Consider the following 26,482-nt stretch of genomic DNA (forward strand, 5'->3'; position numbering starts at 1 on the left):
TTTGAGTAGAAAACTAAAATTAAGAACTTTTATTGTGGAATTTTCTAATTTCTGAATTAAGAGCCTAAATTATTTTTTTATGAATAATTCGGGATAAGAGGAGTTTTTTATGAAAAAAGTTATCTTAGATAATCCTTATGAAGATTTATCGATTTTTGATGGAATTAATAATATGGATATTTTCAAGGCACTTAATTGTCTAAGCGGAATAGAGAAAAGCTATAAAAAAGACGAGCTCATAGTTAGAATAGGAGAAAAAGTAAATCATATTAGGATACTCCTAAAGGGTCATGTTTATCTTTACAACTTAAACTCCTTTGGAGAGCGAAATATAATATCTGAACTTAAAAGAGGAGACCTCATTAGCGGTTCTATAGTATTTTCTAAAGATGACAACTCTCCATATGGAGCTGTATGCATTGATGACTGCAAGGTCCTAAATATTAGCTCAAATCAAATCAAAACAGCTGAAAGACCAAGATGCGGATTTACAAATATTATTATGAAAAACCTCTTGTTTATGATAGCTGAAGAAAACAACTCTTTAAGAAATAAGCTCAATATAACTTCTATAAAATCTCTAAGGGAAAAAATATTTAATTATCTTTATCTACAGGCAAGCATCAATAATAAAAATTCTTTCAAAATCCCCTTTGTAAATAGAGCGGATTTTGCAGACTATCTAGGAGTCAATTGCAGTGCACTTTCTAGAGAGCTAGGAAGAATGAGAGATGAGGATATTTTAGATTTTCATAAAAATAAGTTTACATTAAAAAGATATCCTGAGGAAAGATAGCAATTATGTTATCCAATATATATCCAAGGAATTATTTGAAAATATAAAAAAAGCTACCTTATTTTTAATCCATAAATAAAACTATTTTATGGAGATAAAAATAGGTAGCTTATTTTGTTATGATGGTTTTACAACAGTTAAAAGCATTTTAAATGATTTTGCAGCTTTAAGTGCATGACGGATATTCGCCGGCATTATAATATGCTCACCTTTGCTTACTGTGTGGACATCTTCACCGATAGTGATTTCAGCTACTCCATCTAGGATATAAACCATTGCATCTCCTGTGGATGAATGTCCTCCTATTTCTTCTCCTTCGTAAAGAGAAAATAAGGTTACGATTAGATTAGACTGCTTTACAAGGGTGATACTGGCAACTTTGTTTTCTTCGTAGTCAATTTGCTCTGCCATTTTAAATACTTCGCCCATAGGCATATGATTAATAAATTTTTGATTTTCCATTTGTTTCCTCCTAAGTTAATATATTATTTATTATATAAAGAGTTTATTTCAAACTGGTTTGAAGCATCTTGCAGGGAGTAAGGGCCAATAGAGAATGCTCTTCATCTGGGTTTATGATTATAGAATCATTTTCTTCAAGCATGAATTTTTTCCCTTCTATTACAACCTCCATCTTTCCTTCTAAAAGAGTAAACTGCTCTGCATTTTGAGTTTGCTCCTCTGTAATAGCCTCGTCCTTATCAAAGGAAAATAGAACTATTCTTAGACTTTCGCTGTCACATAAGGTCAGACTTATTACTCTATGGGTTTTATAATCTATCAAATCTAAAAGTGAAAAAACCTTCCCTTTTTCTATATTTTTAAAGCCAGCCACAATAAAACCTCCCTTCAACAATAATTACAAACTTCATCTTAATGAATATGATAATCATTATTCGAAGAAGATTCTATTGCCATGGCAATGAAATCTTGAAAAACTATATAAAAAATTGCTATTATGATAATATCAAATAATACAAATAATTAAGATTTAATGTCGGAGGAAAAAAATGGAACAGCTAATAAATGTATTATTACCTATAGTTGCAGGTGGATTTACTGGATATATTACAAACATATATGCAATCAATATGCTATTTAAAGAATATACCCCTTTAAAAATAGGGGGAGTAATAAAAAAGACAAAAAATGAGTTTATTAAAAGTATTAGCGAGCTTGTGGAAAGGGATATTATCAATCATACTACTCTTGACAAAGAGCTATCAAAAATTGAATTTGAGGACAATGTGAAGGTGCTTGTAAATGATTTACTAAGTATCTCTCTTTATGAAAATATTGGGGATATTAATTTTAATGAAATAGAAGGCTTTGATGAAACGATATTAAATACAAAAAACTTTATAGAAAAAAATCTAACTTCATATATACCTTCTATGATGGAAACGGTGTTTAATAATACTTTTTTTTCTGAGATACTTTCACAAAATCAAATAACGAATCTCGTATCTTATATGGGAGATGAACTAATAAAAATATTAGAGGAGCAAGATGTATTAAACTCTTTAATAAACAGCCTTATATCACAGCAAGGAAATCAAAGGATTGTGGATTTGATAGATGAAGAGACTTTGAAAAATTTACAGAAAAATATATATGAGGAGATTGAAAAAATCTTTGACCTAGGAAAAGAAGATAAGAATTTAGAGGTGGAAGCATTTCTTACAGAAATATTAGATGAAATAGATTACAAAGGTGTAATTAGTGGGTTTCAAAAGGCTATTTTTTCTAAGCCTTTAATAAATATAATTTCATCTCAAAATCAAGAAGTATTAATTGATAGATTTAAATATAATATGAAGATATTTTTAAAATCAAATGAAATTGAGACTATATTTGTAGGTCTTATCAAAGAATTAATAGAGATTGGTAGAAAAATAGATAGGCCGATACTCGATTTGATATCTCTAAAATTTAGAGAAAGTGTTAAAGACTATCTAAAAGCAAAGCTACCTTTATTTATAGAGAAAATCTGCATCTGGATTAAAGATAATTCTGGTGATATCGAAGAGCTGATACAAGAAGCTATAGACGAAACTCTGGATAGCAAAAGGGGTTTTAGAGGGGAGCTAATTACTCTAATTAAAGAAAGCTTTTTAGGCGAGATTGCAAGTAAAGGTGATATTGCAGACAAAATCGTGGATTTCCTAGAAGATAAGCTAGATATTGAGGAGCTTTCAGAGATTATTACCCAAAAGGTTATAGATTATCTTGAGGAAAAAACAATAAAATCTATGATAGCTTCTTTGGAAAAAAATCAAATGATATCTCCTGGAAAAATATCATCTAGCGTGCTTGATAGCATTATAATGTACATTGATTTATTGCCTGAGGAAAAATATGAAAAATTCTTTAACCAAAGCTTAGAAAAATATCTAGATATTGATGTTGCAAAATATTTTGAGGAAAAATTAAAATCTAAGACACTAAGATTTATTAAAGATGAGGTTATCTTTAAGGACTTAGGCATAAGTTACTTAAATGATAAGTTTGAAGAAAAATACAAAAAAATAATTCATACCCCACTTAAAGATATCTTGGATAATGAAAATATAAATATAATTTCAACGGCATCTCAAAATAAAATTATCAATCAGATTATATTAAAGAAAGATACTATAGTGTCTTATATTTCAGGAAGAGCATCTTTATTAGCAGAGGATATTACTATAAATGATGTGATTACAGAAAATCAAAAAGACGATGCCGCAGTTTTTTCAAATAAAAAAGCCAATGAGTTAATCAGCAAGTATATAAAATCAGCAGAAGATAAAATGATTAGCTCGATGATTAAAAGTGCAAATCATAATGCAGGTATAGAGCAGGTATTAGCTGAATTTGCAGTGGGTTTTACAAAAAATAATTTGGAGTATTTACTGAGGGGAAATGTTGAAAAGACTGTAAGCAAGAATCTCAATAAGCTTGATGATAATCAGATAGCTTCCCTTGTCCATGATTTTATGGGGAGAGAGCTAAAGCCAATCACATATTTTGGGGCTCTGCTTGGGGGCGTATTCGGCCTTATTCCAGCTCTTATGAATCAAGGGAATATGATCTTAGGCTTTGAGTTTAGCGTGATTAATATTTCTGTATTTGCCGTTGTAGGACTTCTTACAAATGTCATTGCCCTAGAAATGATATTCAAGCCTTATGAAAAAAGTAAAATTCTCTCTAAAATTCCGTTTTTAAATAGATTTTCACAGGGATATATTGTGAAAAATAGAAAGAGTTTTGGAAAGAACCTAGCTAATTTTGTAGATAACACTCTAATGGACAAAGAAATGATAGATAACAACTTAAACCAAAATTATCAAAAAATAAGGCAGCGTTTGTTTGAAGATATTTCTAAAAATAATTTTGAAAGAATCGGGAAGGTATTGGAAGGAAACGAAGAGAGTATAGCAAATATGATTAGTGATTTTACATTTAGCTATTTAATAAGTAATGAAAAGAGCCTCTCAAGACAGCTTACTGATTTGATAAAGGATATGGAACTCAAAAATATACCTGTAGATAATTTGATTGATTCTGTGGATAGCTATATTTTAAATAACAAGGAATTTATTAAAAGAAAAATAAATGATGAGATTAGCTCTTTTATTTATAGTGATAAAAATATAAAAGATATAGCTTGGAAAAACTCAGATGAATATATAAAAAAAGCTATCAAAGAGGAAATGGTAAAGCAGATAGACAAAGCACTTGAGACTTTAGACAAAAAAGAGCTAGTTTATAAAATGATTTCTGATTATGAGTCTAAGTATTCTAGTTTTATAGAAAATCCTATAGAGGATTCTTTTGACAAAGCCCTTATTAAGAATATGGAAAATCAAGTATTAAAGTTTATAGAAAAAATACTGATTTCTCCAAAGACAAAAGAAAAACTTATGGATTTCATTCATGAAAAATTTAATGAAGAGCTTTCTCCTGACAAAAAGGTTGAGGATTTATTAGGTGGGGAGTTTAAATTCCAGATAGAGAAAAATCTTGATAAAATCCTTGAAAGCTTAGAAAATATATTAATAAAAGCCCTTAAAGAAAATAAAGAAAAGATTCAGAGGGAAACCAAAAACTTTATCTTAGGAAAACTGAACTTCATCCAAAAAAGTGGATATATATTCTTAGGAGGAGATGATATTGTTGATGAGATTATATTAAAGCTTGTCAATCAAAAATTCCCTAAGTATATTTCGGATTCTGAAGAGGATATAAAAACAGTGCTTCATACTCTTTTGAATGAGCATATCTATAGTGCAAATCTAAGTGAAATAAAACTAAGACTTAGTGACAGTAATGTTTCTTCTGCAATAGAAGACTTTCTTGAAAATGAAGAGAACCTAAAAGTAATAAACGGATTCATAGGCAAATTTACAGGCTCTGTGATGAACCAGATAATTTCCAGTCCTATATCAAGATATTTGAAAACTCTCAGCTTGACAAGCCTTGAAGATGTATATTCTAGATTCGAATGTGAAATTAATGATTTAATAGAAAATACTATAAAGGAGCTTGAAAACTCAAAAGAAGATATAAGCATATTATCAGCTTCACTTTTATATAATTTAGGAGAGGAAAGTACTAAGTATCTAACTATAAAGGATATATGTAGAGGTATAGAGCCACAGGAAATAGACTCATTTACTGATACAATCCTTGGAAAAATAATAGAAAGTGAAGAGCTAAAAAATAGCTTTATTAATATTTTTAGGGATATATATATTAAGAAGTACCAAGAAACCAAGGTGAATGACATTATATCAGAGGATATTCTATATAAAGACTTAAGAATAAAAATAAATGACCTTTTAGAAAGAAGTGAAGTGAAAGAAAGTATAAAAAAAATTTTAAAAGATATGATTTTTTTAATCAAAGAGGATAATGCTGGGTTTATTGATATCAAAACTAAAAATCAGGCTATAGGTATTTTGCTGGATTCTATACTTCAATCTGGAGCACGAAACATTAAAGACATATTAAAGGATATTGATTTTAAAAATATCACTGAAACTAAAATAGAAGAACTAAACCCTAAAGAAATCCATGAGCTATTCAATTCATTTGCAGGAAAATATTTTACAAGATTAAAGCTTTATGGACTTGGGGGAGGAATATTTGGATTTCATTTTTCAATTGTAGTTTTAGCTTTGATAGTTCATTTTATAGAGCAAACTAAGGAGTAAAATCTATGAAAAGGCAATCTCATTTCATTTTGATTATAATAATTTGTATAACCTTTGCTTTAAGTTTACTCCTTTCCAATTATTTTAGTTTTTCATCATTGAAGCTAACAAGCGAATCGAGTAAAAGTTTGAATGATAATTGGAGATTGGGATATTATAATGAAATAATTGATTTGCCAGTAAAGCTAGATATACCTACAAATACTCCATATAGCATATCACGGATTTTGGATGATGACTTTTCCCTAAAACAGGTAATATGTATTAGGGGGTCCTTACAGGAATTGGATGTGGCACTGGATGATGAAATAATTTACAGTGCCTTATATGAAAGTAAGGGCATTTTAACGCCTCCTATGGCAAGTGCATGGCACCTGGTAGAGATTCCAATTGAGTCAAATGGAAAGGAATTAAAAATAACTTTTAAAACACCCATCAGAGATATGTCAGGGCTTATAAATGGTATTTTTTATGGAAGCAGTAGCGATCTACTTTTTCATATACAGCAAACTTATGGATGGGGATTTTCAGCTTCTATTTTAATATTGATTTTAGGGATGCTCATGATTATAATCCCAGTTATATTCAAGCATCTTAGACGATGGCAATTTATAGATTTAGGATTATTTACGGTTTTTATATCTCTTTGGTTAATTGCTGAATCAAGGATGTTACAGTTTTTTTATGGATCTCCATTGATATTAGGGTCTTTAGCTTATATTATGCTATCAGTATTTCCTATACCTATTTTATTTTATATTAAGGAAAATGTGATTAAAGGTTTTAAAAATATATATAATGGCTTAATTATTTTATTTGGAATGAATCTTTCATTAATCTTGTTTCTGCAATTTTGGGGTTTAGTCCATTTTTATGATAGCGTCAGAATTACTCATTCTTTTATTTTTATAGGTTTGATTATAGTAATATTAACTCTTTTTATAGAAATGATAAAATATAAAAATAAATTTGCCAAAACAACTCTTTGTTCGTTTGGTGTTTTATCTATATTTGGAATATTTGAATTAGTTCATTTCTATTTTAATGATTATACCTCTACATCTTTCTATGTACGAATAGGAGTTATCTTATTTATCCTTATTCAGGTTATAGAATCTATTTTTAGACTGATTAGCTACCTTAAGAAGAGTTTAGAGGCCGAGTATTATGAAAAACTAGCATATGAAGATCGTGTCACAGGAGGACTCAACAGAATGGCTTTTGAAAAAGACTTGGAAAATATTTTTTCAAATCCAGACTTAAAGAATCATCTAAGACTTATGATTTTTGATCTCAATGGATTAAAAGGAATTAATGATAGGTTTGGACATATAGAAGGTGATTATGCAATAAAATCTGCTTATGCTTTGCTTAGTGAATCCTTTAACGGGCTAGGCCTTTGCTATAGGATTGGCGGAGATGAGTATGCATGTGTGTTTACAGATATAGATATAAATATAATTGAAAAACGAATCGAATTATTAAATGAAAAAATCAAAACCTTCAACAAAACATTACCTTACACGTTTGGTATGGCAATTGGTTTTATAGAATATGATCCAAAATTAGATGAAACATGGCAAAAGATGATGCATAGGGCAGATCAAAAAATGTATGAAAATAAAGGATTGAAAAATCAGTCAATTATTATGGTTACTCATTGATTAAATCATAAATGAAAATCATACCTATTTACTAGTTAAAAAGAAAAATAGCAAAATATATAGTGTTTTTAATAAACATCACTATAATTTGCTATTTTTCTTTAAAATAATTCAATATGTTTATTGGACAACTAAAAAGTTTAGTTTAGAAGGTTTTTTAGCTTAAGGAGTGCTTCGTCAAGACTATCATCTACCTTTGTAGCTCTCTCTACATGATTAATCAGCTTATTATGAATTTCAAGGAGTATTTCATCAGAGGTTCTAGTTTGCTCAAATATACTGCTGATATAGTCTCTTTGAGTTAGGATTGTTTCTGTAACGATTTTTACTTCATTTTGGACTTCCTCAAAACCACTAACAATCTCATTTATTCTATCCTTTACTATCTGACTCATTTCAATACCTTTTTCCAGTACTGAATTATTCTGTTCATTATTTTTGGATGCTATATCAATTTCGTTTTGGATATTTGAAACAAGATTCTTAATTGTACTAGTGCTTTGAGTTGTATTTTCCGCAAGCTTTCTTACTTCATCAGCAACCACAGCAAATCCTCTGCCGTGTTCCCCTGCTCTTGCTGCCTCTATAGCAGCGTTTAAAGCAAGAAGATTTGTTTGATTTGCTATACTTGTTATGGTTTCTACTATATCTGTAATTTCTTTGGATCTTTCTCCTAGATTATTCATGGATTCTGATGAATCCTTTGCTTGGGATTTTAAAGACGCCATCATATCCAGAAGGTCATCTACTGATTTATTTCCTTCTACAGATTTTTCCACTGATCTATATGAAATCTCATTTAGCTTATCACTTCTTTGAGACAGCTCAAGGGAAAGTTCATTAGTATTATTTGAAATATCTTTAACATTTTCCATTATATCTTTTATATTTTCAGCTAAAGAAGCCAAATCAGCATGTTGACTATTTACATGGTTATGATTTTCTATGATTTCTTCCATACGGTTATATATTTGACTGATATAAGATTTTAGAAGCGAATTTTCAGCCTCTATATCTGAAAGGTGAGAAGTTTTTTCTAAAGGTATTTCAGGGCTTTGAATTATATCTGAGGTCCTATCTTTTTTAAAGAACATAAATTCATCTCCTAATATATTAAATTTTTAAGTTCAAACTATTTACACTTATGATAATATCAGAAGTAAATAATAAGTAAAAGATATTATATTTTTATTAACAAAAATTTACAATAATTTCACTATTTAAAAATAGAAAGTGGGGAGTAATTTTATGAAAAGAGATATGAGAAAAACAGAAAGAGAAATTTCAAAAGAGGAAGCAAAGGATATACTTTTAAAAGGAGAATATGGTGTACTAGCAACTATATCTGATGAAGGATACCCGTATGCTCTTCCCCTTAGTTATGTATTTGCAGATGATATAATATACATTCATGGGGCAAAGGAAGGACATAAACTAGACAATATCAATTTTTCTTCTAAGGTTTCATTTTGTGTTGTAGGAGATACTAAGGTTTTATCAGAAAAATTTTCTACAAATTATGAGAGTGCTATAGTATTTGGAAAAGCTATGATTATAGAAGGGGAAGAAAAGACTCATGCACTCAAGCATCTTATTGAAAAATATTCTCCGGATTTTATGGTATCGGGGCTAAAATATATAGAAAATGACCAACATAGAACTACAGCATTTAAAATTGAGATAGAAAAAATTTCTGGAAAAGCTAGAAGATAAAATAGATGGGAAGAAGGAAAAATAGTGAAGTGGCTTAAAAAAACCTTTATAACAGTTATATTTTTAGGTTTCATAATGTCTTTTCTAGGAATACTTTATCTAAATTTTAATACCTATAGTCCTATGATACAAGCCGCTTATGAAATGAATAGAGAAAATGTATATATAGAGGATAATACAATTATATTTGAGCCGAGTAAGAATGTAGTTGCGAATTTCATATTTTATCAAGGTGGACTTGTAAAACCTGAAAGCTATGCAGTTCTTGCTCAAATGCTTTCAGATGAGGGAATCAGAGTGTTTATTCCAAGGATGCCCTTTAATTTAGCTATTTTAAACCAAAATGCATATAAAGATATAATACAAAATAGCTCATATATGGAAGATTTCTATATAGGAGGTCATTCGTTGGGAGGGGCTACCGCTGCAATAGCTTTATCAAAGGAAGCTACTCCTTTTAAAGGGGTTATATTTTTGGCTGGATATGGAACAGATGATTCTAATCTTAGAAATAAAGATATCAAAGTTCTTTCTATCACAGCAGAAAACGATGAGGTTTTTAATTGGGAAAGATACGAAGCTTATAAAGATTTACTTCCTAATGATTCAATGTTTTACACTATAGGTGGAGGAAATCACGCAGGATTTGGATTTTATGGAGAGCAAAAAGGTGATGGAATAGCTGAAATCACAAGAGAAATCCAGCATAAGATTACAGTAGAGAGAATTGTGGATTTTATAAAAGAAAAATAAAAAACTCACCCGTAAGAAATATTATTATTTCTTTTGGGTGAGTATATTTTTATTGTAAATTAAGCAGGTTTCATTGACTATTAGTAATCTATTTGATATTTTCTACAAGCTGTATTTTCATACCATTTGGGTCTTTAATATATAAGAATTGTATATGAGGATTTGGTTTTATAGGTTCACCAATAATGGCTATATTTTTTTTCTTAAGAAATTCTATAGTATCTTCAAGGGAGTCAACTTCAAAGCCCCATGAGATATCTTCTCCTATACTTATATCAGAATTATTACTAGAAATTAGCTCGATTTGAGTTTCTCCATCACCTAAAAAAGCGATAGAAGTGCCATTTCCTGCCTCAAATTTTCTAGTAACTTTTAGGTTTAAAATTTCACTATAGAATTCTATTGATTCATCTAGATTTTTTACATTTAAAGTGCTCCATAAAAATTTCATAAATAATCCCTCCTTTTTAATTTAAGCTATAATAAGTATATCATTAATATAAAACTTTAAAGGTATAAAAATCCTGTAAAGATAAAAGAATAAAATAGTAAACTAAATAAAATATATTATAACAGCTAGGAGAAAGATTAGGAGGAAAACAGGTGATATTGAGCGTAAGCAGGAGAACAGATATTCCAGCATTTTATTTGGAGTGGTTTTTTAATAGAATACAAGAAGGGTATGTACTAGTTAGAAATCCAATGAATTATCATCAAGTTAGTAAGATAGATTTGAGTCCTGATGTAATAGATTGTATGGTATTTTGGACTAAAAATCCATCTAGAATTATAGAAAAATTAGCTTTACTAAAAGATTATAGGTATTATTTTCAAGTTAGCATCAATCCCTATAATCAAGAGATAGAACGAAATGTGCCCAAAAAGGCAGAGGTAATAAAATCTTTTAAAAAATTGTCGAGAACAATTGGAAAACACAAATCTATCTGGAGATACGATCCAGTGATATTAACAGAAAGATTAGATAAAGAATATCATTATAAGTATTTCGAATATATAGCCTCCCAACTTTCTGGATACACAGAAAAATGCATATTTAGTTTTTTAGAACCCTATAAAAAAACACAGAGAAATATGAACACAATTAAATACAAGTCCTTGGAGGATTTTGAAAAGATAGGATTTGCAAGTGGGCTATCTAAAATAGCCTCAAAATACAATATAAGCCTAGAAGCTTGCTCTATAGATATAGATTTATCACCTTATAATATAAAAAGAGCTAAATGTATAGATTATAATCTTATTTCAGAGATATTAGGAGAAGATATTATTATAAAAAAAGATAAGAACCAAAGGGCGTTATGCGGATGCTCAGAAAGCATAGATATAGGAACGTACAACACCTGCAATCATGGATGTTTATATTGCTATGCTAATTTCAGCGATAATATAGTAAATAATAATATTGAAAAACATAATCCCAATTCACCTTTTTTATATGGAGACTTTGAATCAGAGGATAAAATAAAAAATAGGGATATGAAAACCTATAGAAGCAGTCAAATTAGATTTTTATAGACTCCAAAGAATGAAAAACTCATCCATTGAAAAATTTCAAAAGGATGAGTTTTATTAATAAAAATCAATTTTATTTTCTTTTAATATTACTCATAACAAATCCGCTTTTTATAAGACTTGGTATTTCAACTAAGCTGTAGCTAAAGTCCTGCTCGGGAACTTCATAGCTTAGCTCATTTGCAAGATAGTCAATACTAGTTTTCATGATATCTATAGTTATCCATTCGCCGGGGCATCTATGGCCTGTATGATGGTCTCCACCACCTTGAGGGATAAGCGTGAAAGGGTGTTCTTCACAATTTATATATCTATCAGGCTTAAAAAGCTCAGGATTATCCCAAAAATTTGAATCATGATTTGTTCCATAAAAATCAAGTAAGGTTAGAGTATCTTTTTCAAACTTATATCCATTCCACACAAAATCTTCTTTTACTTTTGCTCCATTAAAAGGAAAGAAAGGATAAAACCGCCTAACTTCCTGAACAAAAGCCTCAAAATCTCGGTCATCTCTTTTTGCCAATTTTTTTCTTTCATCAGGATGCTGATAAAGGGCAAGAGCTGCAAAATTTACATATATAGCAACAGCAACTGCAGGTCTTAGAATATTGATTATTTCCACAGCAGCTATTTGAGAGTCAAGTAGATTTCCTTCATGATCTTTATGAAATGAAAATTGATAAAGTACAGTATTTTCCTTTGGATTTATCCTTCCTTCTCTAACTTCTTCTACCATTTCCTTAATCCACTCTTCAGAATCTCTTCTTGCCTTTCTTCCTTTATGTTGCTCAAGGCCGATACTGACAGGAGTTTCAAACATTGCAGCCATATTATCTGACCATTTTTTCACTTCATCTTCTTTAAGTGGCACTCCAGCCCACGAACAGATAGCTCGCATTATTATTTTTTTAGATTCTTCATATAATATTATTTCTTTCTGATCTGTAAAATGACGAGCTGCAAATTCCCATTCATATTTTATGAGTTGTCTCATTTTTTCAAGAGATTCATCATTCATCATAGACATAAACATAGATTTTCTATGTCTATGAGGCTTGCCATCAAGACCTTGAACGCCACCTTCTCCCAATAGAGTTTTTTGAGCTCTCTTAGGAGCAGCCCCAGCTCTTTTGAATTTATTATTATCATAAAAGAGTTTAGCCGCTTCTTTTCCCTTCATACAAATAGCTTTCTCTCCAAGGAGTCTTGTTTCAAATACATCAGACTGAAAGCTTTGGCAAAGGAGGTAAAGTACCATATTTTACATTTTGTTTATTCCACTTTAAATTGCCCCATCATACCAGCATCTTCATGTTCTAGATTATGACAGTGATACATAAATAAGCCAGGCTTTGTGAACTGCATTATAACTTTTACAGTTTCAGCCGGATAAACCATCACCGTATCCTTCCAGCCCATTTCATTTTCAGGGGGAGGATTATCATTTCGTGAAATCACTTGAAACTTTACACCATGTATATGAAATGGATGACCAAGAGAATGCATCATCTGCCCAACTGTAGTAACCTCCCATATTTCAGTTGAATTTAAAGAAACGAATTCATCGATTCGACTCATATCCATTATTTTTCCATTAATGCTTACCATATTACCCATTCCTTGAAGGCGAAAAGCCCTTTGATTAGAGGCTTTTTCAATGTCTATTCTAGGAACCTCTGTCAAATATTCTGGAATAGCGTATGAAGAGTTTTCCACATCATCAATCTCAAAATTTAAAGCAGTATTATTATTTACAACTAAAGACGGAACATCTCCTTTAGTATAGGAAGAGAAATCCACCAGGATTTCTGCTCTTTCTCCAGAAGATAGGGTAAGCTCTTTAAGGGAAACAGGTTTTTCTAAAAAGCCTCCATCGGAAGCTATTTGATAGAAAGTAGAGTTATCACTAATTCTTATCGTGTACAAATTGGCATTGGAACCGTTTAGTATCCTAAATCTCATTAAATCTTTTCTTATTTGAAAATTGGGATTTACTGTCCCGTTTATCATGATAATATCTCCAATCATTCCGTCATTCATCATGTTTTGAGGAAAATCATAAACGAGATTACCATTTCTATCAAAGCTCCTGTCCTGTATTATAAGTGGGATATCATCTACTCCATAATCTTTGGGAATATCAAGAGATGCTGAAATTTCATCGTCTATATAGAAAAGTCCTGCAAGGCCCATATATACTTGTTTTCCAGTAATATCCATTATATGTGGATGATACCAAAGTGTAGCTGCAGGCTGCTCTATCATAAAATTAGCTTCCCATATTTCATCGGATTTAATCATCTGGTGAGGGCCACCATCGTTATCGCCATCTACGATTAAGCCATGCCAGTGAGTAGTTGTATGCTCGTCTAAAGAATTACGAACATTAATCGTTACATTTTGTCCTTTATTTACTCTAATTACTGGTCCTAGAAAATCACCATTATAACCGTAGGTAGGAGTATTTATCCCTTGAAAAAAAGTTTTAGAGCCTTTTTTTGCTTCTAGAGAAAATATCGCATTGCTAGGGTCTTCGCTCTCGTTTTCCAGAATTTCTGGTATAAATAGTTCATCTAAAGTTTCATTTGAAAGAAGATTTGCATCTTGCGGGTTTGTATTTAAGATATTGTAAACTAGGGGAAGATTAGAAAAAATTAAGAGACCAGCCAAGCTTAATATTACAATCAATGCTATAAAAAATTTCATTTTATTATCCATAATTTCCCTCCTTTTTAGGTTGCTTATGTTATTTATACCCAAGGTTTAAGAAAAAAGGCTTTTATATTTATGGAAAATATTTTTATAATATAGTTGTTCAGAATTTATTAATGTTTTATTTTTATAATTATATTTCTATAATTAGAGATATAACATAAAATGGGGGATAAATTATGAAAAGACTGTTGTGGTTAGTAATTCTCGTCATATTTTTAATAAGTGGATGTGCCAAGGATTATAAAATAATGACAGAATCCATAGAAAAGTCAGTAGCTTTTGATTTTGATAATTCAAAAGAGAGTATTCCAGATGATTTAATAAATGATTTATCAAACTACAAACTTTTATTAATGGGAGAAATCCACTATGTTAAAGAGCATCAGGAATTTATGGGTACTTTACTTACAGCTCTTCATGAAAAAGGATTTAGATACTATCTTCAAGAAGTAGGCTCAGCAAACTCTGTTTTGATAGATTATTATATCAAGGGGAAAATAGAGGTGCTTCCTGAACTATATTTAAATACAGACAAAAGTCTTATAAAAATTCTTTATGATTTTAATAAGGGGCTTAGGGAAGAGGATAGGGAAGATGAACAAATTTCATATATAGGTTTTGATATGAATCATTTTAGTGGGGTTTATTTTACAACTATAACAATGCTGTCTGATCTTTATAATAGCGCTGATTTAAAAGTCTATATAAACAAAATGAATGATAATGGAAATGATATAGAAGGATTTAAAGCTTTATTAACAGGATTTTTAAACTCCTCTATTGATATGGATATCACTAATGTGCAAAGGGAGAAGCTAAATTGGATGACTCAAAATGAACTCGACACACTAAATATAAAGGAAGATTGGAGTGACTCTAAAAGAGAAAGCTATATTGAAAAAGAGGTTCTTAGAGCTATAAAAAATACAGAAAAAGAGGAAAAGCTAATTGTTAACTGCGGTTCATGGCATGCTCAGCTTATTCCTTATTGGAGATTAAATGGGAATATAAAATGGCTAGGGATGAGACTTGCAGATTATTTTGATAAGATTCCTGAGGATTTTTATAGTGTAGCGGTTACAGCATACAAAGGAGAACTCAAGGAAAGAATAAGGAGTAAAAGTAGAGAAAGCTTCAGGTATTCTGGAGTAAATCCCAAAATAAATCTATTAAGAAATTTTGAGGAAAACTTTGGAAGTAGCTATGTGTTTTTAAACTACAAAAATATAAGCGACATTAATTCAAGTGTACTTGTTGAATATCCTTACGACATTATAAATACTCCATTAAACAGGCAGTTCAATGGTCTTATTATATATCCTCAGCTTACAGTGCCTCCTGAGTTTAGATATTATGAATAAACAGCCTATTTATAACCTCTATTTTAAAATTAATTTAGAAAACCCTAAGTTTATGGATAAAAATATATTTTTAGGGTATTATGTTAGATGAAATTTATCATAATAGAAAAGACTTAAAATACGGAGGTTATTTATGGAAGGAAATGTATTATTTGCATTTATGCTTACTTTATTTGCTGGACTATCCACAGGTATAGGTAGCGCCATAGCTTTTTTCGCAAAAAAAACAAACACAAAATTTTTATCAATAAGCCTTGGGTTTTCTGCAGGGGTTATGATATATGTCTCGATGGTAGAGATATTTTTTAAAGCTCAAGAGAGCTTAATAGCAGAGCTTGGAGAGAAAACAGGCTCATGGGTAACCGTGATTTCTTTTTTTGGAGGTATGTTTTTAATTGGGCTCATTGATAAGCTAGTTCCAAGTTCAGAAAATCCCCATGAGCTACACAGTATTGAAGAGATAAATGAAGAGCATCCTGACCATACTCATCATCAAGAGCAAATAGACAAGAGAAAAGAAGCTGAGAAAAATCACAAGCTTCTTAGAATGGGTATGTTTACAGCCCTTGCTATTGCAATACACAACTTTCCAGAGGGATTAGCAACCTTTATAGCAGCTCTTCATGATCCTAGCCTTGGTATTCCTATAGCTGTAGCTATTGCAATACACAATATACCAGAAGGTATAGCTGTTTCAGTCCCAATATATTATGCAACTGGAAGTAAAAAGAAAGCATTTTTATATTCATTCTTATCAGGACTATCAGAGCCTGTAGGTGCGCTTGTTGGTTATTTAATATTAATGCCGTTTATGAGTGAAACTCTTATGGGAATAGTGTTTGCAAGTGTAGCTGGAATCATGATATATATATCCCTTGATGAGCTTCTTCCATCGGCTAGAGAATATGGTGAACATCACCTTTCTATTTATGGTATGGTGGGAGGTATGGCTGTAATGGCTCTTAGCATACTTTTATTTCTTTAATGGAATTTCTCATATAGTTAAAGCTGGTATTTTTTAAATACCAGCTTTTTAAATGCTAGTAAAGTTTTATTTAAACATTATTAATCTTTTACTTCACTACCTTGTAAATTTTCTCTCTCCATATATTTATTATAGAAATGAAGTGTAATCACCCTAAAAATAGCATATCCTGGGACTGCTACAAAAGCTCCAAGTATTCCATAGGAATTAACTGCAAGCATAATTACTATTATTATCGTAAGTGGATGAATGGATAATTTTTTCCCTATTACATTTGGAGATATAAGGTCACTTTCTATTTGCTGAATTATTATTGTTCCTATTATTAATTTTATTACCATCCAAAAGCTTTCTCCTACGGCAATAAGTAGAGCGGGTAAAATACCTAATATAGGGCCTAAAAAAGGAATTACTGAAGTTACAAATGTAAATGTAGAAAGTACAAGTGCCATTGGCATGCCTATAATAAGATAAACTATAAACATTCCTATACCTATAAATAAAGCTACAATTAACTGTCCTTTAACATATACACTTAATACCTCATCTATTTCCCCTGTGATTTTAGCAATTGGATGCCTTTTTTTTCTTGGCAAAGCTTTAATAAATAATGCATAAAATTTTTCATGATCTTTAAGAAGATAAAAAAGTAAAAATGGAATCAATATAGTTTGAGAAGAGACTTCTTTAATACTATTAAACATAGAAACAAAATTATCTTGAAACCACTGTGTACTTTGATTAATAATGTCCCCAAACTGATTTTCAAAATCACTAAAATCTATATATCCACTTAAAGGATTAGGTATTATTTTATTAGGATTTGATCTGAAATTTTCATATTGTGTCCTAACTAGCTCGAATACCTCGTCAATTTGATCCACCAAAAAATATCCAATAAATCCTATACCCCCAAGAAGAATTACAAGAAACAGTGCAAAAGCAATTGAAGCACTTATAGTTTTAGAAAATTTTTTTTCTAAAATATCAACTACAGGTCTTAGAAGATAAAAGAATAAAGCGGCTATTATTATAGGGACAAAAAGAAAATAAATAGCTCTCAAAAATGGTCTGAAAAAGAATTCTACTTGATATAGTAAAAAAAGTATAAGAAGAAAAAGGACAAACTTGATTAATCTGTTTAAAGTTTTATCATAAAAAATCTTCATATTCTAGCCTCCTTTAAATTTTGAATTATTACGTATAACTAATACCCAATTAAGAAAGAAAATAATATTTTTATATTTGGTGGATAGTTAATCGGTAAGGGTATATAAAAATCATGATTTAAATATTGAATTTACGATATGAGGAGAGATAAATATGAAGCTTCATAAAGGAGATTTGTATTGGGATGAAACAAAAAGAGATATAAATTTTTTAAAAATGGATAGTGATATACAGACGGATATATTGATAATTGGTGGAGGAATGAGCGGCTCAATAATATCTTATATTCTTGGTAAAACAAATAAGGACATAGTAGTTGTAGACAAGTCTATACCTGGATATGGATCAAGCTGGGGAAATACAGGAATAATACAATATAACTCAGATATGTCCATAGATGAAATGGCTAAAAGATATGGAGAAAAATATGCCGTAGATTTTTACAATCTTTCACTTAATGCGATGAAATATTTGGATAAAATTGTAAATGAGGTTGGAGAAGATGTGGGGTACAAGTCTACATCAAGTCTATATTTAGCAAAAAAAGCTGAGGATTTGCCAAAGATGAGAGAGAACTATGAAATGCTTAGGAAAAATGACTTTCCAGCAGTATGGATTTCAAAGGATAAACTAAAGGCTGACTATATGCTTGAGGCTGAGGGTGCTATTATGACATCAAGTGATGCAGAGCTAAATCCTTTTAAGATGGTACAATCCTTACACAAGAAGAATTTAGAAAATGGAATAAAAATATATAAAGAATGTGAAATAATCAAAATAGATGAAAATCAAGGGTTTATTTCTTATACAAAGAATGGATATAAGATAAAATCGAATAAGCTTATTATTGCAACTGGGTATGCAAAGGATATGTACCCACCAATTGAAAAGCTAGCTAAAAGGGACACGACCTATTCATTTGTATCACGGCCTATAAACTCACATTTATGGGGAAATGAAGAAATGGTCTGGGATAGTGCACAGACATACTTGTATTTTAGAAAGACAGAAGAGCATAGGCTTATTGCAGGGGGCAGAGATGAAAGTGGAGAAGATCTGAAATCAATCGAAGAAATCAAAAAAAATGGAGAGATTCTATTAAAATCAGTAATGGAGTACTATCCTAATCTTGACACGTCTATAGAATATGTATGGCAATCTGTATTTGGAGTGTCAAAAGACGGTCTTCCTTTTATTGGAAGGGATGAAAACAATCCTAATAAATACTTTGCCCTTGGATTTGGGGGAAATGGTACTTGTTATTCTGTGGCTGCAGCCTTTATAATCAAAGACTTTATAGAAGGAAAAAATCATCCTTATTCGTATACCACAAAGCTTCCTAGAGAGTATAAGTGAATGAATAAGTAAATTTATAAATAGATTAATGCTACAGCTGAAAAGGTAGGATAATAATCAGCAAAAAAAGTTGGAACTAATAGTAAACTCACTATTGCTTCCAACTTTTTAAAAATTTATATGATTTTAGGATATATCACTTAATACAAGGTCTGCTCCAAGTACTCCTGTCACAACAGAATCATTGACTATAGGTACAGAAATAGTGATACATGGACTATCTGAACCAAGAGGTACATATACTTCAGAAACATAGCTGGATTTTGTATGGACAGGACAGCTATACCATTCTCTAAAAGCCACTGTATCCATCTTCAAGTCTAGATTTATATAATGAAGATTCTGGGTTTCTACTGATGCCGAGTAAACAATAGAGAAATTCTTTTCCTTTTTCACTAGTTCATCTATGGCATTTTTATGTCTTGAATAATCCATGCTTTTCAAGCTTTCAGTAGTGGATAGATTAGCAAGTTCCTTAACTAAGCGATTAATCTCTAGTTTAGTTTTTTCATCAATTACAATCCCTTTTGAAAACTCCTTAACCTGCTCTAAAGAGCTCTTTGAAGAGTTTGTCAGAACATGACATGAGGTCATCATCTCTTCAGCACTTGATGTCTGTTCCTCACATGATGCATAGACGTTTTGAGTCTGGGATGCAATATTGCTTGAAAGGTCTGATACCTGTAAAATTGAGCTGGAGATTTTTTCAGATTCTTTAGCCTGACTTAAAGTAATTTCCATAATTGAAGAAATTTCATGTTCCATCTCCTCTATATAGGCTACGTTTTTATCTATTAAAGACTTTACTTCTGCCACCATTTCAATATTTTGAGATACATTTTGATGGTTGTTTTCTATTTGATCTACTACTGTATCAGTTTCTAGGACAACTTCTTTTACAATCTTAACTATATTTTCGGAAGCTAACTTTGATTCCTCTGCAAGCTTCCTCACCTCGTCTGCAACAACCGCAAATCCTCTTCCAGCTTCCCCTGCTCTAGCGGATTCTATGGAAGCGTTGAGTGCTAGAAGGTTGGTTTGTTCGGAAATTTTTGTGACAACTGTAATAGAAGATGAGATAGCCTCTATTTTATTTTTTAGTTTATGGATTTTTTCAGCAGAAGTAGTACTTACATTTCCTGTGTATTCAATACCTTCAAGAAGCTTATCCACATAGTTTTTTACTTCAGTTACATTGTTTTCTGTTGTTATTGCAAGATTATAATTATTTTCGCATTTTAATGCTATAGTGTTTGAAAGACTACTCATTTCTTCGGAGTTAGTAGCTATTTGGTCAATATATTCTTTTTGCTCTGTACTATCATAAGCTATTTTTTCTACAGATTGGCTAATTAAAGAAGAAACTTCGTTATTTGTTTGTAGCTGCTTATATACCTTTTCGCTCTCATAGGAGGTCTGCTCTCCTGATACCTTCATTTTTGCAATCATATGATTTACAGAAAGTAATATTTTATCAAGCTCCAAAGCTATTTCTCCTACTTCGCCATTTGATTTTAGAGAGTTTTTAAAGCTATAACCATAATCACCAGAAACTACAGCTCTAAGTCCGGACAGTATTTTTTTATATGCTGTACCTTTATTCATAGCCACTGACAAGTAAATAGCTATAGCGATAAATAAGATCCCTATTATAATAGAAGGGAAAAGACCTAGTAGTTCTGAGCCATATAAATAGCCCAAAGAAGATGAAATAAGGATAGATATAAAGACAAGTATACTTTGCTTATTCATGTAGTTCCTCCTAGAAAAGTTATTTTAAATCTCAATAACCTGTATAAAACTAGTAAATATTGACTATATTTTAACATAAATAAAATTTACTTGATAGTATGTAAATTAAACTATATGGAATAATTAAAATATTATTTTGTTCAGAATAAATTAACCTTTTAAAATAGAAAACTTATTTCTATAATCAAATAAAGAAGATGGATTTTTATATTCAAAATTTTAATTAAGAAATAAGGGAGGTAAATTTTGAAATTATCTATAATAAATGCCTGTAGTTCAAAAAATCAAAATAAAGAAATAGACAAAATAAGACAATTTTATAAAACAAAGTATAGTATTGAAGAAATTAGTATTATAAACATGGATACATCACTTTTAAAAGACTGCATTGGATGCTGGGATTGCTGGGTTAAGACTCCTGGAGTATGTATACATAAAGACATAATGAAAGAGATATATAGTGCTTTTATAAATTCTGATATTGCTCTTTTTATGTTAGATACAGCTTGTGGATTCATAAGTGGCTCGTCAAAAACTCTAATAGATAGACTAATAGCACTTTATCATCCGTATATACGCCTTGTTAAAGGGGAGATGACCCATTTTCCAAGATATAAGAAATATCCTAAAATAAGTTTTTTTTATGATGATAGGGATTTAAGCAATGAAGAAAAAGAAGTTTTAAAAAACTATTTAGGGAGAACAATATATCAGTTTAGCACAACTGGCTACAAACTTGATATACAAGAAGAAGTTATAGAACATGAGTTGAGTCATAATAACTTAAAAGAAGAGAGTTCAAAAGAGTCTTTAAAAAATGACTTTAAAGGAAAAGTAATAATATACAACGGATCTCCTAGGGGTAAAAATGGAAATAGCTTAATTATTGCAAATGAAATCAAAAAAGGAATGCTGAAAAAGGGATTGTCTGAAAATGATATAGAGATTAGAAATTTGTATGAAACTAAAAATCATGAATTATGGGCAAATGATATATCAAACCATTCAAGACACCTGTTTATATTTCCCTTATATGTTCATGCAATGCCAGGAATTGTTATGAAGTTTTTTGAAAAAATTTCTAATCAAAATAAAACTATTTCATTTAGTTTCTTAGTGCAGTCTGGATTTATGGAATCTGCTCACTCTCATTATATAAGGCCTTATTTAGGTCTTTACTGTAAAAGGATTGGAGTAAGCTATGGGGGAACTGCCATAAAAGGGGGAATGGAAGGAATAAAGATGCGACCAGAAAACTCCTTGAAAAATTTATTTTCTCAATTTCAAAATCTTGGTAGCTCCTATATAAATGAAGGGGTAATCTCTGATGAGATTATAAAATCATTGGCTAATCCAGTTGATTTATCAAACGTATTTAAATTTATATTTTCTATAGGGGTATTTACAGGAACGGCACAGTTCTACTGGAATATGCAGCTTAAGAAAAATGGAGCTTTTGATAAAAGGTGGGATAGACCTTATTTATATAGCAAGGAATAAAAAATGGGCCTAGATGGCCCATTTTCTATCTCCTGTAAATGATATTGATATCCACTGTTCTTGAGCTATATGATTAAGCTTTTTGGATAGTTTTTCTCTTATAAAATCCTGGTCTTTAATAGTTTTGATTTTGGATTTTTCTCCAATCACAAAATCAACCTCTAGCCAAAGAGTCTTTCTACCTTTAGTAACCCTAAGGATAGATTCATCTATATCATAATCTTTTTCAACCTCTTTGATTATATTTTCTAGCTTCTCTCTAAGCTCATCTTCTGGAGACATATCCAGTACTTCCTTTAATGCCAATTTGATTTCATTAAAAGGAACTTTGAAAAAGAAGATACATATAAAAATTACAACTACAGGGTCCACATAAGGCAGATAAGATGCAAATAAATTAAAATAATTCAGAGAAAACACTATAATAAAAGCAATTAATACTCCAAGACTTACAAGTGTATCCATAAGCCACTGATTTGCCTCAGCCATTAAAAGACCAGATGTGGTTTTTTTGCCATGTCTTTTAAATTGAACATACACAATAAGGCATAGTAGAGTACTAAATATGGAATACCCTAATGCAATTCCAAGCTCAATATTTCTACCGCCATTCATAATCGTCATAACTGCAGTAGCTAAAGATATTAAAAGTAATATTATAATTATTGTGTATTTCACTATTATTACAAGGGGTTCTACAACAGCCTTTCCAAAGGGATATCTTTTGTAGTCCTTTTTATTCATGAACTTTGCAGCAGTTACTGATAATATAGAAAGTGCTACACTAATAAGTGAGTAAAGTCCATCAAATAGAATCATTTGAGAACTCGTCAAAATCCCTATAACAACACCTAGTAAAGAAGCAAACAAAGCTGCATAGACAGATTGAAGTAAAAGCTTCCTTTCTAATTTTATTTTGTTTAACATAAATATCCTCTCCTAAAAACTATAAAAGAAGCTGATGAAGAGCAACTGATAAGTCTTTCTTTGATTTATTTAAATCATCTTTTTCATTTCTAAATAAATAATACATCTCTGCACCATGCTCCAGTAATCCTACAATATAATTTCCTAAAACATCTGATGATAACCTTGAAGTTATTAAATCATTCTCTTGAAAATAATTGATTTTATCGTTTATATATCTGTAATAAGGCTCATACATCTTTTCCCATTCTTCAAAGCTTTTGTAGAATGATAAACCAGAATAACAAAACCCAATTAGATTCTTATATTCCTTAGTTATATAAAAAGTAGTTTCTATAAGACAATCTATAAAAGAAGGTACGTCCTTAAAAGTGTTCTCAGGGTATTGGCTGAGCTTAGTTAGAAGCTCATTTACGATAAACTCAGCGATTGAAGGGATAAGATCGTTTTTTGATTGAAAATATAGATAAAATGTCCCTTGGGCAACTCCTGCTTTTTTCACGATTTGAGAAACTGAGGTTTTCTCGAATCCAGTTTCTTGAAATATTTTCATAGCAGAATGAATAATATCTTGTTTTTTATCATTTTTTTTCATGCGAAAGCCCCACAACCTCTCTATTTACTATATTCATATCATAAATGACTCACAGTCATTTTATCAAAAAAATGAATGACTGTCAATCATTTTTATAATGGTTAGTTTTGGAATACTTGAGTGGTTGAGCAGAAAATAGGAATACAAATAAAATAATTATGATTTTAAAATGCAATATGTTAAAAATAAATTAACCTTTCAAATAAAGAAACTAATATCTATAATAGAAATATAAAGAAGTTGAAAACAGACACAAATTTAAGTTACAGAAAATTCAAACTTAAGAGGGGGATATGTATGAAAATTTTTATAAGTGCTGATATTGAAGGTGTGTGTGGAGTTACCCACTGGGATGAGGCTAAAAAAGGAAAAGGTGATTATTTAGAGTTTGCCCAGCAGATGACATTTGAGGTAAACGCAGCATGTGAAGGAGCCAATGAAGCTGGGGCAAAGGAAATTGTGATTAAAGATGCTCATGATAGTGCTAGAAACATATTTCATAATATGCTTCCATTAAACACGAAGCTAATAAAAGGGTGGAGCGGCTCATCTTATATAATGGTTCAAGAGCTTGACGAGTCTTACGATGCACTGATTTATATAGGGTATCATAGTGCAGGGGGAATAGATGGAAACCCGCTTTCCCATACTCTAAACAGTAATCTTCAATATATAAAATTAAACGGAGAATATGCAAGCGAGTTTTTGATTCATAGCTATATTGCAGCTTATCATAATGTTCCAGTTGTATTTTTATCAGGAGATAAGGTTTTATGTGAGGAAGTTAAAGGCATAGATAAAAACATAGTTACAGTAGCTGTAAAAGAAGGTAGAGGAGATTCAACAATAAATATTCATCCTAAACTAGCAATTGATCAGATAAAGAAGGGAGTCAAAACTGCTATGAGCAAGGATTTGTCGAACTACAAGATTAACCTTCCTGAAAAATTTGAACTTGAGGTTAAATATAAGAATCATATAGCTACAACTAGTAAGGCAAATTACCCTAGTGCAGAGCTTGTAGATTCCCATACAATAAGATTTTCAAGTAATGATTTCATGGAAATGCTTAAGGCTATTGCATTTATATGTTAATGTGAATTTTTAAAGTTAAAAGCTTGGAATTTTTAGTAATTATTCCTAGTATTGGATATTTTCCTTGGATTTAAAAAGAGAGGTGTTTCTCTTGATTTTTATTTTAATTGGGTTCTTGCTTATACTAACAGGCATAGCAATCCATATATTGAAATGGTATTTTCTAATATCGGGATATAACACTATGTCAAAAGCAAAAAAAGAAAATGTAGATACAGAAGGCCTAGGCAAGCTAATGGGAGTGTTTCTTTATTTAAATGGAGCTTTACTTTTGCTTTATGGAATATTACAACTTCTTGGTTATAGACCAAACACAGGATTATTAATAGGATTTATATTTTTATCCACAAGTTATCTTCTAATTAAAGCACAAAAATATGATCGCAATTTGTATGACGAAAATGGAAAATTGAGAGAAGGGACATACAAGAGCATGGCACTCCCTATAGGGATAGTAATAATTTCCTTTATTGGAGTAGCCATACTTATGTTTTTTTCCTCAAGACCAACAAACATTAGTATCCTTGATGAAGGACTTCAAATACACGGGATGTATGGAAGCACATACCCATGGAATAATATTGAAAACGTAAGGTTGATAGATGAGCTTCCATATATTGAGATTAGAACAAATGGCTCGGCTATAGGTCCACACTTAAAAGGTCACTTTAGAACAAGAGAAATGGGATCTGTAATTTTATTTGTGAATAGAGATAAACCTCCATTTATTTATCTAGAGTCATCTGGCAGAAAAATTATTTTTAACCTAAAGACTGAAACAGAAACCCAAAAAGCTTACGAAGAAATAAAAAGAAAAACACAAACTATTATAATGGCAAAACCTCATATCATTTTTCAAAATTAGCAATTCAGAAAAAGTGATGAATGGCTGATATCTTAGATTATATTAAAAAAGAGCATTTAAGCTTGAGTCTAATTTGTGACTAAACTTAAAATGCTCTTTTTATTTTTTATTAAAGAAAATCCTTATACTGATAATCAATCTATAGTTTCTTAGTCTTTAGAGTACTTAATATAACTTAACTTTTGAAATTTAAAACCTAGATTCTACGTCAGTACTTCAAAAAGCATAATCAAAGCCTTGATAAATATGCGTTCCTTCGAAATTCAGCTTTCACCCATTGGGTGAAAGAAAAGTGCTCAAAAATATGTTAAATTATCAGCTTTTATGACTCGATATATGGTAAAATAATAGTAAGAAAAGTAGTAAAAAGGGGTTCTAATTATGATTAATAAAATTGATTTCAAAGCTAATGTTGATTTACACTTAATATTGACCCCCAATTACGAATAAATTTGACCCCCTCTATAAAACTAGTATAACCTAGTCAATGACTTTAAAAAAGTA

At 30.5% G+C, this 26,482-nt stretch carries 22 protein-coding genes; 12 read left to right on the top strand and 10 right to left on the bottom strand.

Translation table 11 applies throughout. The annotated features are described in order from the left end of the window. Window positions 1–109: 109 nt before the first annotated feature. Complete coding sequence (locus tag J2Z35_RS12745; RefSeq protein WP_209661787.1) at window positions 110–796, top strand: Crp/Fnr family transcriptional regulator; 687 nt, start codon at window positions 110–112, stop codon at window positions 794–796. Window positions 797–913: 117 nt separating this feature from the next. Here J2Z35_RS12745 and J2Z35_RS12750 read toward each other — a convergent pair whose 3' ends face one another. Both J2Z35_RS12750 and J2Z35_RS12755 read right to left on the bottom strand, forming a co-directional pair. After that, window positions 914–1,258, bottom strand: a complete 345-nt coding sequence (locus tag J2Z35_RS12750) for a cupin domain-containing protein (RefSeq protein WP_209661788.1) — start codon at window positions 1,256–1,258, stop codon at window positions 914–916. Window positions 1,259–1,301: 43 nt separating this feature from the next. Then, entirely contained in the window at window positions 1,302–1,631 is a 330-nt protein-coding gene (locus tag J2Z35_RS12755) for a cupin domain-containing protein (protein ID WP_209661789.1), read from the bottom strand. 175 nt (window positions 1,632–1,806) lie between these two features. On the opposite strand from J2Z35_RS12755, the gene J2Z35_RS12760 reads away from it, so the two are divergent. Next, window positions 1,807–5,994: a DUF445 family protein gene (locus J2Z35_RS12760; RefSeq protein ID WP_209661790.1), complete on the top strand. Its 4,188-nt coding sequence runs from the start codon at window positions 1,807–1,809 to the stop codon at window positions 5,992–5,994. 5 nt (window positions 5,995–5,999) lie between these two features. Then, on the top strand, window positions 6,000–7,658 hold the full coding sequence (locus J2Z35_RS12765; protein WP_209661791.1) for a GGDEF domain-containing protein: 1,659 nt from the start codon (window positions 6,000–6,002) through the stop codon (window positions 7,656–7,658). 140 nt (window positions 7,659–7,798) lie between these two features. Here the strand turns inward: J2Z35_RS12765 and J2Z35_RS12770 are convergent, their stop codons facing one another. Then, on the bottom strand, window positions 7,799–8,752 hold the full coding sequence (locus J2Z35_RS12770; RefSeq protein ID WP_209661792.1) for a methyl-accepting chemotaxis protein: 954 nt from the start codon (window positions 8,750–8,752) through the stop codon (window positions 7,799–7,801). 154 nt (window positions 8,753–8,906) lie between these two features. On the opposite strand from J2Z35_RS12770, the gene J2Z35_RS12775 reads away from it, so the two are divergent. Together J2Z35_RS12775 and J2Z35_RS12780 are read left to right on the top strand one after the other, a co-directional pair. Then, entirely contained in the window at window positions 8,907–9,371 is a 465-nt protein-coding gene (locus J2Z35_RS12775; RefSeq protein WP_209661793.1) for a pyridoxamine 5'-phosphate oxidase family protein, read from the top strand. Window positions 9,372–9,395: 24 nt separating this feature from the next. Next, window positions 9,396–10,124 carry an alpha/beta hydrolase gene (locus tag J2Z35_RS12780; protein ID WP_209661794.1) on the top strand — a complete coding sequence of 243 codons (729 nt, stop codon included), beginning with the start codon at window positions 9,396–9,398 and terminating at the stop codon, window positions 10,122–10,124. 88 nt (window positions 10,125–10,212) lie between these two features. On the opposite strand, the gene J2Z35_RS12785 is transcribed toward J2Z35_RS12780, so the two are convergent. After that, window positions 10,213–10,575: a VOC family protein gene (locus J2Z35_RS12785; protein ID WP_209661795.1), complete on the bottom strand. Its 363-nt coding sequence runs from the start codon at window positions 10,573–10,575 to the stop codon at window positions 10,213–10,215. A 152-nt stretch (window positions 10,576–10,727) separates the two neighbouring features. Between J2Z35_RS12785 and J2Z35_RS12790 the strand changes: the two genes are divergently transcribed. Continuing rightward, window positions 10,728–11,660 (top strand): DUF1848 domain-containing protein, encoded by a 933-nt coding sequence (locus J2Z35_RS12790; protein ID WP_209661796.1) that lies wholly within the window; start codon window positions 10,728–10,730, stop codon window positions 11,658–11,660. Between the two features lie 70 nt (window positions 11,661–11,730). Here J2Z35_RS12790 and J2Z35_RS12795 read toward each other — a convergent pair whose 3' ends face one another. Beyond that, the gene (locus J2Z35_RS12795) at window positions 11,731–12,915 is read right to left on the bottom strand and encodes a cytochrome P450 (RefSeq protein ID WP_209661797.1); all 1,185 of its coding nucleotides are present in this window, start codon (window positions 12,913–12,915) and stop codon (window positions 11,731–11,733) included. Window positions 12,916–12,929: 14 nt separating this feature from the next. After that, entirely contained in the window at window positions 12,930–14,375 is a 1,446-nt protein-coding gene (locus tag J2Z35_RS12800) for a multicopper oxidase family protein (protein WP_209661798.1), read from the bottom strand. 173 nt (window positions 14,376–14,548) lie between these two features. Between J2Z35_RS12800 and J2Z35_RS12805 the strand changes: the two genes are divergently transcribed. Continuing rightward, window positions 14,549–15,733 carry a TraB/GumN family protein gene (locus J2Z35_RS12805; protein ID WP_209661799.1) on the top strand — a complete coding sequence of 395 codons (1,185 nt, stop codon included), beginning with the start codon at window positions 14,549–14,551 and terminating at the stop codon, window positions 15,731–15,733. A 133-nt stretch (window positions 15,734–15,866) separates the two neighbouring features. Then, window positions 15,867–16,718, top strand: coding sequence for a zinc transporter ZupT (gene zupT, locus J2Z35_RS12810; RefSeq protein WP_209661800.1), 852 nt, complete (start codon window positions 15,867–15,869; stop codon window positions 16,716–16,718). An 80-nt stretch (window positions 16,719–16,798) separates the two neighbouring features. Here zupT and J2Z35_RS12815 read toward each other — a convergent pair whose 3' ends face one another. Then, a complete protein-coding gene (locus J2Z35_RS12815; RefSeq protein ID WP_209661801.1) occupies window positions 16,799–17,887 on the bottom strand; it encodes an AI-2E family transporter in 1,089 nt (362 codons plus the stop codon). Between the two features lie 154 nt (window positions 17,888–18,041). Between J2Z35_RS12815 and J2Z35_RS12820 the strand changes: the two genes are divergently transcribed. Further along, window positions 18,042–19,244 carry an NAD(P)/FAD-dependent oxidoreductase gene (locus J2Z35_RS12820; RefSeq protein ID WP_209661802.1) on the top strand — a complete coding sequence of 401 codons (1,203 nt, stop codon included), beginning with the start codon at window positions 18,042–18,044 and terminating at the stop codon, window positions 19,242–19,244. Between the two features lie 126 nt (window positions 19,245–19,370). Here the strand turns inward: J2Z35_RS12820 and J2Z35_RS12825 are convergent, their stop codons facing one another. Then, on the bottom strand, window positions 19,371–20,996 hold the full coding sequence (locus tag J2Z35_RS12825; protein WP_209661803.1) for a methyl-accepting chemotaxis protein: 1,626 nt from the start codon (window positions 20,994–20,996) through the stop codon (window positions 19,371–19,373). Between the two features lie 246 nt (window positions 20,997–21,242). On the opposite strand from J2Z35_RS12825, the gene J2Z35_RS12830 reads away from it, so the two are divergent. Continuing rightward, window positions 21,243–22,496 (top strand): NAD(P)H-dependent oxidoreductase, encoded by a 1,254-nt coding sequence (locus J2Z35_RS12830; RefSeq protein WP_209661804.1) that lies wholly within the window; start codon window positions 21,243–21,245, stop codon window positions 22,494–22,496. 9 nt (window positions 22,497–22,505) lie between these two features. Here the strand turns inward: J2Z35_RS12830 and J2Z35_RS12835 are convergent, their stop codons facing one another. Continuing rightward, window positions 22,506–23,423, bottom strand: a complete 918-nt coding sequence (locus J2Z35_RS12835) for a cation diffusion facilitator family transporter (RefSeq protein ID WP_209661805.1) — start codon at window positions 23,421–23,423, stop codon at window positions 22,506–22,508. Between the two features lie 19 nt (window positions 23,424–23,442). Beyond that, window positions 23,443–24,018 carry a TetR family transcriptional regulator gene (locus tag J2Z35_RS12840; protein WP_209661806.1) on the bottom strand — a complete coding sequence of 192 codons (576 nt, stop codon included), beginning with the start codon at window positions 24,016–24,018 and terminating at the stop codon, window positions 23,443–23,445. 297 nt (window positions 24,019–24,315) lie between these two features. Between J2Z35_RS12840 and J2Z35_RS12845 the strand changes: the two genes are divergently transcribed. Together J2Z35_RS12845 and J2Z35_RS12850 are read left to right on the top strand one after the other, a co-directional pair. Next, window positions 24,316–25,113 carry a M55 family metallopeptidase gene (locus tag J2Z35_RS12845; RefSeq protein ID WP_209661807.1) on the top strand — a complete coding sequence of 266 codons (798 nt, stop codon included), beginning with the start codon at window positions 24,316–24,318 and terminating at the stop codon, window positions 25,111–25,113. An 82-nt stretch (window positions 25,114–25,195) separates the two neighbouring features. Beyond that, window positions 25,196–25,978: a DUF3784 domain-containing protein gene (locus J2Z35_RS12850; protein WP_209661808.1), complete on the top strand. Its 783-nt coding sequence runs from the start codon at window positions 25,196–25,198 to the stop codon at window positions 25,976–25,978. Window positions 25,979–26,482: the final 504 nt, after the last annotated feature.

This window comes from Acetoanaerobium pronyense (genome assembly GCF_017874355.1).
Lineage (GTDB): Bacteria > Bacillota > Clostridia > Peptostreptococcales > Filifactoraceae > Acetoanaerobium > Acetoanaerobium pronyense.

Bases quoted from the DNA above. Each gene is read 5' to 3' on its own strand.
- J2Z35_RS12750 (WP_209661788.1), bottom strand. From the start codon at position 1,258: ATGGAAAATCAAAAATTTATTAATCATATGCCTATGGGCGAAGTATTT.
- J2Z35_RS12840 (WP_209661806.1), bottom strand. From the start codon at position 24,018: ATGAAAAAAAATGATAAAAAACAAGATATTATTCATTCTGCTATGAAA.
- J2Z35_RS12765 (WP_209661791.1), top strand. From the start codon at position 6,000: ATGAAAAGGCAATCTCATTTCATTTTGATTATAATAATTTGTATAACC.
- J2Z35_RS12815 (WP_209661801.1), bottom strand. From the start codon at position 17,887: ATGAAGATTTTTTATGATAAAACTTTAAACAGATTAATCAAGTTTGTC.
- zupT (WP_209661800.1), top strand. From the start codon at position 15,867: ATGGAAGGAAATGTATTATTTGCATTTATGCTTACTTTATTTGCTGGA.
- J2Z35_RS12825 (WP_209661803.1), bottom strand. From the start codon at position 20,996: ATGAATAAGCAAAGTATACTTGTCTTTATATCTATCCTTATTTCATCT.
- J2Z35_RS12795 (WP_209661797.1), bottom strand. From the start codon at position 12,915: ATGGTACTTTACCTCCTTTGCCAAAGCTTTCAGTCTGATGTATTTGAA.
- J2Z35_RS12770 (WP_209661792.1), bottom strand. From the start codon at position 8,752: ATGTTCTTTAAAAAAGATAGGACCTCAGATATAATTCAAAGCCCTGAA.
- J2Z35_RS12820 (WP_209661802.1), top strand. From the start codon at position 18,042: ATGAAGCTTCATAAAGGAGATTTGTATTGGGATGAAACAAAAAGAGAT.
- J2Z35_RS12775 (WP_209661793.1), top strand. From the start codon at position 8,907: ATGAAAAGAGATATGAGAAAAACAGAAAGAGAAATTTCAAAAGAGGAA.
- J2Z35_RS12785 (WP_209661795.1), bottom strand. From the start codon at position 10,575: ATGAAATTTTTATGGAGCACTTTAAATGTAAAAAATCTAGATGAATCA.
- J2Z35_RS12845 (WP_209661807.1), top strand. From the start codon at position 24,316: ATGAAAATTTTTATAAGTGCTGATATTGAAGGTGTGTGTGGAGTTACC.
- J2Z35_RS12760 (WP_209661790.1), top strand. From the start codon at position 1,807: ATGGAACAGCTAATAAATGTATTATTACCTATAGTTGCAGGTGGATTT.
- J2Z35_RS12805 (WP_209661799.1), top strand. From the start codon at position 14,549: ATGAAAAGACTGTTGTGGTTAGTAATTCTCGTCATATTTTTAATAAGT.
- J2Z35_RS12745 (WP_209661787.1), top strand. From the start codon at position 110: ATGAAAAAAGTTATCTTAGATAATCCTTATGAAGATTTATCGATTTTT.
- J2Z35_RS12800 (WP_209661798.1), bottom strand. From the start codon at position 14,375: ATGGATAATAAAATGAAATTTTTTATAGCATTGATTGTAATATTAAGC.
- J2Z35_RS12835 (WP_209661805.1), bottom strand. From the start codon at position 23,423: ATGTTAAACAAAATAAAATTAGAAAGGAAGCTTTTACTTCAATCTGTC.